Source organism: Actinoallomurus sp. NPDC052308 (assembly GCF_040679195.1).
Lineage (GTDB): Bacteria > Actinomycetota > Actinomycetes > Streptosporangiales > Streptosporangiaceae > Actinoallomurus > Actinoallomurus liliacearum.
Window position 1 is genome coordinate 96,242 of sequence record NZ_JBFAUM010000026.1, and the last position, 12,001, is coordinate 108,242.

The following is a 12,001-nucleotide window of genomic DNA, read 5'->3' on the forward strand; positions in this document are numbered from 1 at the left end:
GGCCGGTCGCCACAGCCGGGGAGCCCGGCGCGCCTACGACCGGCGGCCGGCCATCACGGCCGGGGATCCCGCCCCGCCGGGTCCGGGCCGGGCGGGACGGCCGGGTCAGCGCAACGGTTCGGGCAGGTCGCGCGCGTGCAGGACGGTCAGCCGGGAGACCGCGCGGGTGAGGACGACGTAGAGCCGGCGCAGCCCGGGCGAGCGGTCGCCGTCCGGCTCCGCCTCGACGATCGCGGCCGGTTCGACGACGATGACCTGGTCGAACTCCAGGCCCTTGGCCTGTGTCGCCGGGGTGAGGACGAGTCGCGCCGCCGCCATTCCGTCCGCGAGGCGTACGTGCTCCAGCCCGCGCGCCGTCAGGTGCGCGCCCAGCCCGTCCAGGTCGGCCTCGGCGGCGATCAGCCCGACCGACCCCTCGCCGGCCAGCGCCTCGCGGCAGGCCTCCTCCACCGCGGCGTGCGGGTCGGCGACCCGGTTAACCCGCAGCGCTCCCGGGGCGGACCGCACCGACGTCGGCGGCGCCAGCTCCGGGGCGATGCGCGGCAGCAGGCGGCTCGCGAAGTCGATGATCTGGCGCGGCACGCGGTAGCCCCGGTCGAGGACGGTCAGGTCCGCGTCCGGCTTCCCCAGGTGCCGCAGCAGCGTCGGCCAGTCGCCGACCGCCCACGGCGTGGTGCCCTGGGCGATGTCGCCGAGTACCGTGACCGAGCCGGTCTCGCAGCGCCGGCCGACCGCGCGGCACTGCATGGCCGACAGGTCCTGCGCCTCGTCCAGGACGACGTGGCTCAGGCTCGAGGTGCGGCTGACCAGGTCGGCGGCCTCGTCGATGAGGACGGCGTCGGAGAGCGTCCAGCGGGCCGACTTCGGGCCGCGCGGCGGCCGGTCCCACAGCAGCGCCGCCTGCTCGGCCGGATCGAGGAGGCCGTCGGCGGCCCGGCCCAGGAACTCCGCGTCGGAGAGCAGGCGCATCACCACGCGCACCGGGTCCACGGCGGGCCAGACCTGGTCGACCATCGCCTTGACCGGGCGGGTCCGGCGGACCGCATCGTGGGTCCGGTCGTCGCACACCTCGCCCCCGGTCTCCATCCGCACCAGGACGGCGTGCGCGATCCGGTGCCCGAGCAGGTCGCGGCCGGCGCCGTACCGGATGCCGCGGTCGCGCAGGGCCTCGGCCAGCTCGGTGATCTCGTAGCCGGGGACGCGCCAGCGGCGGGTGCCGCGCGGCACCACGAGCGCCTCGGACGGCTGGCCGAGGTGGCTCCAGACCGCGCGGCGCAGCACCTCCGCCATGCGTGCGTCGCCCTTGATCCGCCCGACGGCGGCCTCGTCCCGGGCCGTCACCGGGACGGCGGCCACGACCTGGTCGAGGGTGCGCTGCTCGACGTTCACCTCGCCGAGGGCGGGCAGCACGCCGCGGATGTAGTCGAGGAAGGAGGCGCTCGGGCCGATGACGAGGACGCCGCCCCGGCGCATCCGCTCCCGGTGGGCGTACAGCAGGTAGGCGACCCGGTGCAGGCCGACGGCGGTCTTGCCGGTGCCCGGCGCGCCCTGGACGCACAGCGTGTGGTCCGCGTCGGCGCGGACGATGTCGTCCTGCTCGGGCTGGATCGTGGCGACGATGTCGCGCATGGGGCCGACGCGGGGCCGCTCGATCTCCTCGATCAGCAGCCGTGACTCGACGGTGGCGGAGAAGTCCTCGTCCTCGAACGCGGTCAGCTCGCCGCCGGAGTACCCGAACCGGCGGCGCAGCACGAGCCCCATCGGGTCCGCGGTGCTCGCCTTGTAGAACGGCCGCGCCATCGGCGCCCGCCAGTCGATGACCAGTGCCCGGCCACCGTCGTCGTGCACGTGCCGCCGCCCGACGTACAGGCGTTCGTCCGGATGGTCGACGCGCCCGAAGAACAGGGCGGTGGTGGGGTCGTCCCGCAGCGACTCGGCGCGCTTGGCGAGCTCGGCGCTCAGCACCTCGGCCGAGACCCAGTCGCCGGCCACGGACGCGTCGAGGGCCAGGACGTTCTCCCGCATGCGGTGCAGTGCCTCCCGCGAGAGCGTCAGGTGCGCGCGTTCGGCGGATATCTCGGGGTCGGTGTCCTCCGCCTCTCTTGTGGGCATGACGAAAGCCTTTCGATCGGTGGGAAGCGCGAAGTTCCGAACTTAGTACGTGGGCGCGCCTGCCTCAGCCCGTTTTTCCCGTGCCCGGACCGGCGCGCTAATGTTCGATGGGAATCGAACGTAAGGAGGTCGCGATGCGCGCGATCGTGATGACCGAGCACGGCGGACCGGACGTGCTGAGGCTCACCGAGGTCCCGGATCCGCAGCCGGGCCCGGGCGAGGTCGTCATCGAGCTCGCCGCCGCGGGGGTCAACTTCAAGGACGTGTACGAGCGTCAGGGCGTCTATCCGAAGGAGACGCCGGCCGTTCCCGGCTCCGAGGGGGCCGGCCGCGTCACGGCGGTCGGCGACGGGGTGACCGACGTACGGGTCGGTGACGTCGTGGCGTCCGCCGAGCTGAGGGGGGCGTACGGCGAGCTCGCCGTCGCACCGGCCGACCGGGTCGTCCCGGTGCCCGACGGAGTGGCCCCCGACCTGGCCGCCGCGGTGCTGCTGCAGGGCCTGACCGCCCACTACCTGACGCACTCGACGTACGAGGTCAAGCCGGGCGACACCGCGCTCGTGCACGCCGCGGCCGGCGGCATGGGGCTGCTGCTCACCCAGATGATCAAGTTGCGGGGCGGCCGGGTGATCGGCACCGTCTCCACCGACGAGAAGGAGAAGCTCGCCCGCGACGCCGGGGCCGACGAGGTCCTCCGCTACGACGGCTTCGCCGAGGAGGTCCGTTCGCACACCGGCGGCGTGCCGGTCGTCTACGACGGCGTCGGCAAGACCACCTTCGACGGCAGCCTCGCCTCCCTGCGGCCGCGCGGCCTGCTCGCGCTGTACGGCGCCGCCAGCGGGCCGGTGCCGCCGGTCGACCCGCAGCGGCTCAACGCGGGCGGCTCGCTGTTCCTGACGCGGCCCACGCTGGTGCACTACGTCGCCACCCGCGAGGAGCTCCTGTGGCGGGCCGACGACCTGTTCGGCTGGATCGCCTCCGGTGAGCTGTCGGTGCACGTCGGCGGGCGGTACCCCCTCGCCGACGCGGGCCGGGCCCACGAGGACCTCGAGGCCCGCCGGACGACCGGCAAATTGCTGCTCGTCCCGTAAGTCCGGAACCGCCCGGCCCGCCCACTAGTCTTATCGCTCATCGAGCGACAGGAGGGGCGGGCCGCCGTGACGGGAACGAGCTCGATCGATCGGCTGCGGCCCGAGGACCCGCCCCGGCTCGGCGACTACCGGCTCGTCGGCCGGATCGGCCGGGGCGGCATGGGCACGGTCTACCTCGGGGAGAGCGCGAGCGGGGAGCGCGTCGCGGTCAAGGTCATCAACCCGGAGCTGGCCGACGACGAGATGTTCCGGGACCGGTTCCGCCGGGAGGTCGAGTCCGCCCGCCGGGTGCGGCGCTTCTGCACCGCTCCGGTGCTGAACGCCCGGATCGACGGCGAGCCGCTGTTCGTCGTGACCGAGTTCGTCGACGGACCCGACCTGGACGCCTTCGTACGCGACGGCGGGCCGATGCGCGGGGCCGCGCTGGAACACCTGGCGGTCGGGGTCGCCACCGCGCTCACCGCGATCCACGCGGCCGGCGTGGTGCACCGTGACCTCAAGCCCGCGAACGTCCTGCTGTCGTCGGTCGGCCCGCGCGTCATCGACTTCGGGATCGCCCGGGCGCTGGACACCGTCTCCGGCGCGACGCGGACCGGGCAGTTCATCGGGACGCCCGCCTACATGGCGCCCGAGCTGGTGATGGGCGAGACCGCGACGCCGGCCTCGGACATGTTCGCCTGGGGGTGCGTCGTCGCGTACGCCGGGACGGGACGGCCGCCCTTCGACGGCCCGACCGTGCCCGCCGTCCTCTACCAGATCGCGCACGGCGAGCCGGACCTCACGGACCTGGACGAGGGGATGCGCGAACTGGTCGTGCGGGCCCTCGAAAAGGATCCACGGCGACGCCCGTCCGCGCAGGAGCTCCTCGACCGCCTCACCGGGCGCCCGCACGAGGACACCGCGCACGCCGCCGAGATCCTCGGCCGTACGTGGGCCCTCCCGGACGACCGGACGTCACCGCCTCCGGCGGACCGCACGGTGTCCGCGGCCATGGGGCCCTCCCGGGACCGGGCGCGGCCGGACGGCCACGAGACGCGCCCCGACGCTCTCCGCGTCGCCGCCCCGCGGCGACGACGCCGGCTGCTCGCCGCGGGCGGGGCCGCCGGGGTGCTGGTCGTCGGCCTCGGCACCGTCTTCGCGCTGACCGGCTCCGACGGGCCGCCGTCGAATACGGTCCCCTTCTACGCCGACGACTTCTCCAACACGTCCTCGGGCTGGTCGGGCTCCACCTGGTACGCCGGGAGCGGCTACTACGCGAGCGGATACCGCATCGACGCCGGCACCAGCATCTACACGCGCCGGGCGGAGAAGGCCCGGTCCGACAAGGTCGCCCAGGACGCGCCCAAGCGGGCGCTCGTCAGCGTGGACGCGACGGTGCTGGGCGGCCCGGCGTACGGGATGCTGGGCGTCTTCTGCCGGAGTACCGGCACGAGCGACGACACCGCCTACTACGAGTTCCTGGTCCGGGCGGACGGCCAGGGCGTGCTGATCCGGAAGGCCGCCGGCAAGGCCGGCACCCGGGAGCTGGTCAAGAAACAGTCCGCCCCCGGTTTCAAGCACCGAAAGCGGAACCGCCTCCAGGCGGCGTGCGAGGAACAGGACGGCGGAGTACGGCTGCGCCTGTGGCTGAACGGCAGCCTCGCCGCCGAGACCTCCGACAAGAGCGGCGCCCTCGCCAACGGCGCGGCCGGGCTGGTCGCCGCGCAGGAGAACGGCGGAAGCGGCGGGGACGTCCGGGTGTGGTTCGACAACTTCGACCTGTCCGCGATCCGCTAGCGCCGCGCAGCCGGACAGGGATTCGTCGGACACGCCCTAGAGTTCGAACCAGAAGGTCAGGCCGTCGTCGTGCCGGCGCATGCCGCAGGCCGCCGAGAGCTCCTCGATGAGGAAGACCCCTCGCCTGCCCTCGCGCAGTTCGTAACCGTCGTACATCGTCGGGAGCGTGTCACCGCCCTCGTCGCTGACTTCGACCCGCACGCCGGTGGGCGTCTCGAGCACCACCACCGTCACCATCGCGCTGTCGGTGTGGACCACGGAGTTGGTGACCGCCTCGCTGGTCAGCAGCACGGCGGTGTCCACCTCCGGACGGCCGGCGAGCGCCTTGGCGACGAACCGCCGGGCCGCCGCCACCTCTCCCGGACGCCCGGGGACGGTGATCGCCCCCAGCACCGACCGGGCCATCAGCCCGTCACCGAGGTGTGACGGAATGTGGCGAACTTGTCGGTAATCCCACCCCTCTGGGCCTCCCCTGTAGCAAGATGGGCAGGGTGATCGAGACGAACACGCATGGACCAGAGCCCTCTCAGCGGCGGCCTTTAGGGGGCCTAAACGGGATAGGGTGTGAGCATACGGCGACTTTGTGTAATCGTGCAATAGCGAGGTGGAGGCTCGTTCGAGCGAGAGAGGCCGCAGCGCCATGAGCCACAGCAGACTGCGGGAGATCGCCGCTCTCACCGACCCGATCGAGCGCGCCCGCGTCCTCGGCACGGTCATGGCGGAGCAGCAGGCGCTGGTCGAAGAGGCGGCCCGGATGCGCCGGCAGGCGATCGCCGAGGCGCGGGAGAACGGCCACCGCCTCGAGGACCTCGCCAACACGCTCGGAGTCTCGCCCGGCCGGATCTCGCAGATGCGCAAGGGCTCGGCCGCGCGCGCACCCGAGCCGCTCGCGCCGGTCCCCGAGCCGCTCGCCACGCGCGCTCCCGAGCCGCTCGCAGAGCGCATGCCGCCGGTCGTCGTGCGGCGGTCGCTGCCGACCGAGCCGCCGGCGAGCGGCGTCGGGTGGACGTTCGTCAGCATGACCGAGCGGGACGACATCCGCACCGAGCTGCGTCTCCTCGGCGTCGACCGGGAGCCCGCCCGTGAGCACATCGCGACCTGCCTGCGTGTACAACCCGGCGAGGACGTCATCGCCCGCCGCCGCCTGATCCTCGCCGACGACGTCCCGGTACGCGCCGCCGTCTCGTACTTCCGCGTCGACCTGTTCGCGGACACCTCCATCGTGAAGCCCGAGCTGCTGGCGCCCTCCCTGCACGAGGCGGTCGCCGCCCACGGGCACGCGTTCGGGCACGCCGAGGAGACGTTGATGGCACGGCCGGCCACCGAGCCGGAGACCGGCCTGCTCCGCCTCGATCCGGGCGACTGGGTCGTGCAGGTCCTCCGGGCGTCGTACTCCACCGAGGACACGCCGGTGCACGTGCTGGAGACCGTCTGCGCCGCCCCGCGCCACGTGTTCTCCGTCAGCCAGGCCGGCGGGAGCGACCAGTTCTGAAGGCCCCGGCGCGGAGACGGTTCTGAACGCCCGGCTCAGAGGTAGGCGGTCAGCCAGCGTTCCAGTTCGTCGAAGACCTTCGCCCGTACGGGCGCGGCGGACAGCACCAGGTCGTGCAGCCCGTTCTCGACCCGCACGCAGGTGACGTGCCGGCCGAGGCGCGTCGACCAGCGGGCGATGTCGTCGGCGTTCAGCACGCCGTCGCCGGTGGAGAAGTCGCCGTTCCTGCCGCGTACCGTCGTCGTGGAGGCCATCACGAGGACCGGCACGTCGATGTCGAGGCCCGCCTTGACCTGCCGCTGCGCCTTGATGATCGCCGACAGCCAGCCGAGCCGCACGCCGAAGCCCTCGGCCGGCTTCCAGGCCAGGTCGAAGTCCCACTCCCCGTCGTGGTCACGGTGGATGCTGCGGACGTACGCCGTGCTGACGCCGGCCGGGATGGCCATCTTCGGGCGGCCCTTGGCCAGCGCACGGACGACGGGGCCGAGCGTGCGGCGGGCCCCGGCGGGGACGTTCAGCTCCAGGAACGGGCTGTTGAGGAACAGGCCGTCGACGACTCCCCGGCCGCGGACGCAATCGGCCCACAGGGCGGCGACCAGCCCGCCCGTCGAGTGGCCGTTGACGAGCAGCGTGTCGTTCTCCGCACGGATGAGGCGGGCCGCCTCATCGATCTCCGGGAAGTAGTCGGACATGCTGTGGGCGAAGTTGGGCGTCTGGTGGTCGAGCAGCGAACGCCCGTACTTGCGCAGGTCCAGAGCGTAGAAGGAGTACCCGCGTTCGACGTAGAAGTCGGCGAGGTGCGTCTGGAAGAAGTAGTCGACGAACCCGTGGATGTAGAGCACGGCCTTCCGGCTTCCGGGGCAGGGCCGCCGGACGAGCGTGGCGACCACCTCGCCCTCGGCGTCCTCGTCCAGCGTCAGCCGGATCGCCTCATAGTCCACTCCGAGCACATCCTGTTCCATGGCGGCACAGCGTAAGGCGTGGCCCCGGACCGCGCCACGGCCGATCCCTGGGCCATACGGTCGAACGGTCAGGATTATGCTCGTTTCTGCACCGAAGCCTTGCGAACAGAGCATGAATGAGCAATCCTCAGTCCTGACCGATGGAAGGAGAGCTCTTTCGCGTGCTGGCGTCAGTCCTGCGGATCCATATGGGCGACGCCACCCTGGCCGCCGCGGAGATTCCGGGGCCGGCGCGTACGGGGAGTGCGGAACAGCACGCATGCCGCCCCGTGTTTCATCGACTCACGAGGAGCGCCCATGCGCGAAAGAGCACGTCTCGTCATCTCCGCCCTCAGCGCGGCACTCATCGCCTGCCTCGGCCTGGTCCTCCCGGCCGACGCGGCGACCCTGCCGAGCCCGGTCTCCTGCAGCGGCTGCTGGAAGCCCGCCCTGAACACGAGCTGGCAGTGGCAGCTGTCCTCCGTACCGTCCGCGCCGTACCTTGACGTGGCGATGTACGACATCGACGGGTTCAACGCCACCGCCGCCGACGTGTCGAACCTGCACTCGAGCAAGTCCGGCCGCAAGGTCGTCTGCTACATCAGCGCCGGAACGTACGAGGACTGGCGGAGCGACGCCGGCGACTTCCCGAGCAGCGTGCTCGGCAACAATCTCGACGACTGGCCCGGTGAGCGCTGGCTGGACATCCGGCAGTACGGCGGCACGCTCGGCACGATCCTCACCAAGCGCATGGACATGTGCAAGGCGAAGGGCTTCGACGCGATCGAGTTCGACAACGTCGACGGCTACACCAACAGCCCCGGCTTCCCGCTGACCGCGACCGACCAGCTGGCGTTCAACACCTGGCTGGCCAACGAGGCGCACAAGCGCGGGCTGTCCGCGGGCCTGAAGAACGACACCGACCAGCTGAAGGCGCTCCAGCCGTACTTCGACTGGGCGCTGAACGAGGAGTGCTGGACGAACAACGAGTGCACCACGGCGCAGACCGGCTACGGCTATGACAAGTACGTGGCCGCGGGCAAGGCCGTGTTCAACGTGGAGTACACCTTGAGCACCTCGAAGTTCTGCACCAAGGCCAACGCGCAGAACTTCAACTCCCTGAAGAAGAACCTCGATCTCGACGCCTACCGCGTGCCCTGCCGCGGCGTCTGACCCACCCCTGTAACCCGGCTGTACCGGCCGGCGGCGGTTCTCGTACCCGCGGGGCCGCCGCCGGCCACCCCCGTAAGTGGAAGGTTCACCCTGTATGTCCCCGTCCATCCGTATCGCGTTCATCGGCGCCGGCTCCGTCGAGTTCACCCAGCAGCTCCTGCGCGACATCCTGTCCTTTCCCGAGCTCGCGGATGTCCGCCTCGCGCTGCACGACATCGACCCCGAGCGGCTGTCGGTCGCCGAGGCGCTCGCCCGGCGTACGGCGGAGCAGTTCGGCGCCAAGCCGGAGATCGTCGCGGAGCTCGACCGCCGGGCCGCACTGGACGGCAGTGACGTCGTGGTGAACATGGTCGCGGTCGGCGGTCACCGCGCCACGACCATCGACTTCGAGGTCCCCGCGCAGTTCGGGCTGCGGCAGACGATCGGCGACACGCTGGGCATCGGCGGGATCTTCCGGGCGCTGCGGACGTTCCCGCTGCTGGAGGGGCTGGCCGCCGACATGGCCGCCGTGTGCCCCGACGCGTGGCTGCTGAACTACACCAACCCGATGGCCATGAACCTGCAGTACCTCGCCACGGTGGCGCCGCGTCTCAAGGCCGCCGGCCTCTGCCACTCGGTCTACTGGACCGTGCGCGGGCTGTCCGACATCGTCGGCGTCCCGCATGAGGAGGTCGACTTCCTGTCGGCCGGGGTCAACCACCAGGCGTGGATCCTGCGCTGGGAGCACCAGGGCCGGGACCTCTATCCGGCGCTGGACGCGGCGATCGAGAGCGACGCCGAGCTGCGCCGGCGGGTGCGCGTGGACATGTACCGGCGGCTCGGCTACTACCCGACCGAGACCAGCGAGCACTCCTCCGAGTACGTCCCCTTCTACCTGCGGCATCCCGCCGAGATCGAGCGGCTGCGCATCCCGGTCGGCGACTACCTCGGGATCAGCGCGGGCAACGTCGCGGAGTACGAGTCGATCCGGGAGCGCCTGGCAGCCGGGCTGAACCCGGAGCCGCGCGAGGAGGAGGACGCGACCGAGTACGCCCCGCAGGTGATCCACAGCCTCGTCACCGGCACGCTGCGCTCGATCCAGGTCACCACCGCCAACACCGGTCTGATCACCAACCTGCCGGCGGGCGCGGGCGTGGAGGTCCCGGCGACCGTCGACCGGCTCGGCGTCCACCCGCACGGCGTGGGGGCGCTGCCGCCGCAGCTGGCCGCCCTCAACCGGAGCTTCCTCAACGTCGTCGAACTGGTCGTCGCCGCCGCCGTCGAGGGCGACCCCCGGCACATCCGGCACGCGGCGATGTCCGACCCGGCCGCCGCGGCCGCGCTGACCGTCGACCAGATCTGGGAGCTGTGCGACGCGATGGTGGCCGCGCACGGCGACGCCCTGCCCCCGGCCCTGCGGGCCCAGGTCTCCCCGGGGTCGCGGTGACGGCCGCGGGGCGCCGGTCCGGCGCCCTGGACCTCCTGGTGGTCGGCGACGCGAACCCGGACGTGCTGGTGTCGGGGGCTCCGGAGACGCCGCCCGCCGGCCAGGCCGAGACGCTCGTGGACAGCGGCGCCCTGGCGCTGGGCGGCTCGGCGGCGATCGTCGCGCACGGCGCCGCCCGGCTCGGCCTGTCCACGGCGCTGGTCGCGATGGTCGGCCGGGACCCGGCGGGGGACTTCGTCCTCGACACGCTCTCGGCGGCGGGCGTGGACATCAGCGGATGCACGCGGCACGACACCCTGCCGACGGCGCTGACGGTCTGCCTCAACCGGCCGGACGGCGACCGGGCGATCCTCACCGCGCCCGGCTGCCTGCCCGCCTTCGGTCCCGAGCACGTTCCGGACCTGACCGCCCGCCACGTGCACGCCGCGTCCTACTTCCTGCAGCCGCGGCTGGCGGCCGGCCTGCCGCGGCTGCTGGCCGACGCGGCGGCCCGCGGCGCGTCGACGTCGCTGGACACCAACGACGACCCGTCCGGCGCGTGGCGACTCGCTCCCGGCCTGCTCGCCGCCTGCACGTTCCTCCTGCCCAACGAGGCGGAGGCGCTGTCGCTGGCCGGCGTGCTCGGGGCCCGAGGAGACGGGTCGGACCGGGGAGCCGACGAGATCGACGGGTTGGACGACGCGCTCGGCGTCCTCCGCGCGGCGGGGCCCGTACCGGTCGTGAAGCGCGGCCGCCACGGAGTGGTCGCCCGGACCGGCACGGAGACCGTCACGGCGCGCGGCCCCGAGGTCGTCCCGGTCGACACGGTGGGCGCCGGTGACGGCTTCGACGCGGGCTTCCTGGCCGGGTGGCTGGCCTCCGGAGCGCTCCCGCAGGCGCTGGCCTGGGGGTGCGCCTGCGGGGCGCTGTCGACCCGCGCCGCCGGTGGCACGGCGGCGCAGGCCGGCCCCGACGAGGCCGCGGCGCTGGCCGCACGGGTCGAGGTCGGCGTCGCCCCCCTGACCGCGGTGTGACGCGTGTGCGGAGGCGGGACCAAGTGAGCAACGCCGTGAGCGATTTGCCCCGAAATTAATCGTTCACGAGCGGCCGTGATCGCCTTATAGTGATCGAATGCGGCAAGAGGAGCGTCTCGGTCTGATCCTCGACCGGTTGGCCCGGGACGGTTCCGTCTCCGTGGCGGACCTCACCGGCGACCTGGGCGCGTCCCCCGCCTCCGTCCGCCGTGACCTGCGTGTTCTCGAAGAGCAGCAACTGCTCAAACGCACCCACGGTGGCGCCGTCTCGGCCGAGGTCCTTTACGAACTGCCGATCCGCTATCGCACGGGCCGCCATCATGAGGAGAAGCTGCGCATCGCGCAGGCCGCGGCCCGGCTGGTGACCGACGCCGTGCACGCGGTCGGCCTGGGCGGCGGCACGACGGTGACGGAGCTGGCCCGGATCCTCGGGGCGTCGGCACGCCCGCTCAAGGTGATCACGAACGCGCTGAACATCGCCGGGGAGCTGTCCGTGCGCCCCGCCATCGACCTCGTGGTGACCGGCGGCAGCGTGCGCTCGGCGTCGTACGAGCTGGTCGGCCCGCTCGCCGAGCAGGCCCTCGCCGGGATCAACCTGGACATCGCCTTCATCGGCGTCGACGGCATCGAGGCGGGCCGGGGCGTCAGCACGCACGACGACGTGGAGGCGCAGACCGACCGCAGCTTCCTGCGCACCGCCGAGCAGGTGGTCGTGCTGGCCGACGGGTCGAAGGTCGGCAAGCGCGCGTTCTCCCGGATCGCGGGCATCGAGGAGATCACCATGGTGGTCACCGACTCCGGCGCCGACCCGGCCGAGCTGGACCGGCTCCGCGCGGCGGGCGTCGAGGTCACCATCGTCTGACCGCCCGGCGCCGGACGCCGTGGGGGGCGCGGGGCCAGAGCCCGGCGTCGGGGTGGTTGCGGCCTGATGCGCGGGGGGGGAGTGGATATTGGGGGGCGCCCGGAACTTGGGAGTG

10 protein-coding genes are annotated in these 12,001 nt (G+C 72.7%); 7 read left to right on the forward strand and 3 right to left on the reverse strand.

From position 1 onward, the window contains the following. Nucleotides 1-105: 105 nt before the first annotated feature. Complete coding sequence (locus AB0L00_RS37260; RefSeq protein WP_364442123.1) at nt 106-2,112, reverse strand: AAA family ATPase; 2,007 nt, start codon at nt 2,110-2,112, stop codon at nt 106-108. Between the two features lie 134 nt (nt 2,113-2,246). Here AB0L00_RS37260 and AB0L00_RS37265 point away from each other — a divergent pair, with 134 nt between their 5' ends. Together AB0L00_RS37265 and AB0L00_RS37270 are read left to right on the forward strand one after the other, a co-directional pair. Continuing rightward, on the forward strand, nt 2,247-3,203 hold the full coding sequence (locus tag AB0L00_RS37265; protein WP_364442125.1) for a quinone oxidoreductase: 957 nt from the start codon (nt 2,247-2,249) through the stop codon (nt 3,201-3,203). A gap of 66 nt (nt 3,204-3,269) precedes the next feature. After that, nucleotides 3,270-4,979: a serine/threonine-protein kinase gene (locus AB0L00_RS37270; protein ID WP_364442126.1), complete on the forward strand. Its 1,710-nt coding sequence runs from the start codon at nt 3,270-3,272 to the stop codon at nt 4,977-4,979. A 36-nt stretch (nt 4,980-5,015) separates the two neighbouring features. Here AB0L00_RS37270 and AB0L00_RS37275 read toward each other — a convergent pair whose 3' ends face one another. Further along, a complete protein-coding gene (locus tag AB0L00_RS37275) occupies nt 5,016-5,384 on the reverse strand; it encodes an ATP-binding protein (protein WP_364442128.1) in 369 nt (122 codons plus the stop codon). Between the two features lie 235 nt (nt 5,385-5,619). Between AB0L00_RS37275 and AB0L00_RS37280 the strand changes: the two genes are divergently transcribed. Continuing rightward, nucleotides 5,620-6,471: a UTRA domain-containing protein gene (locus AB0L00_RS37280; RefSeq protein ID WP_364442130.1), complete on the forward strand. Its 852-nt coding sequence runs from the start codon at nt 5,620-5,622 to the stop codon at nt 6,469-6,471. A 35-nt stretch (nt 6,472-6,506) separates the two neighbouring features. Here the strand turns inward: AB0L00_RS37280 and AB0L00_RS37285 are convergent, their stop codons facing one another. Then, the gene (locus AB0L00_RS37285) at nt 6,507-7,433 is read right to left on the reverse strand and encodes an alpha/beta hydrolase (protein ID WP_364442131.1); all 927 of its coding nucleotides are present in this window, start codon (nt 7,431-7,433) and stop codon (nt 6,507-6,509) included. Between the two features lie 297 nt (nt 7,434-7,730). On the opposite strand from AB0L00_RS37285, the gene AB0L00_RS37290 reads away from it, so the two are divergent. The 4 genes from AB0L00_RS37290 (at nt 7,731) to AB0L00_RS37305 (ending at nt 11,886) form a co-directional block, all read left to right on the forward strand. Then, entirely contained in the window at nt 7,731-8,585 is an 855-nt protein-coding gene (locus AB0L00_RS37290; RefSeq protein ID WP_364442133.1) for an endo alpha-1,4 polygalactosaminidase, read from the forward strand. Nucleotides 8,586-8,679: 94 nt separating this feature from the next. Further along, a complete protein-coding gene (gene melA / locus AB0L00_RS37295) occupies nt 8,680-10,011 on the forward strand; it encodes an alpha-galactosidase (protein WP_364442134.1) in 1,332 nt (443 codons plus the stop codon). After that, nucleotides 10,008-11,024, forward strand: a complete 1,017-nt coding sequence (locus AB0L00_RS37300; protein ID WP_364442135.1) for a carbohydrate kinase family protein — start codon at nt 10,008-10,010, stop codon at nt 11,022-11,024. Before melA ends, AB0L00_RS37300 begins: the two co-directional genes overlap by 4 nt. 97 nt (nt 11,025-11,121) lie before the next feature. Continuing rightward, nucleotides 11,122-11,886, forward strand: coding sequence for a DeoR/GlpR family DNA-binding transcription regulator (locus AB0L00_RS37305; protein ID WP_364442137.1), 765 nt, complete (start codon nt 11,122-11,124; stop codon nt 11,884-11,886). Nucleotides 11,887-12,001: the final 115 nt, after the last annotated feature.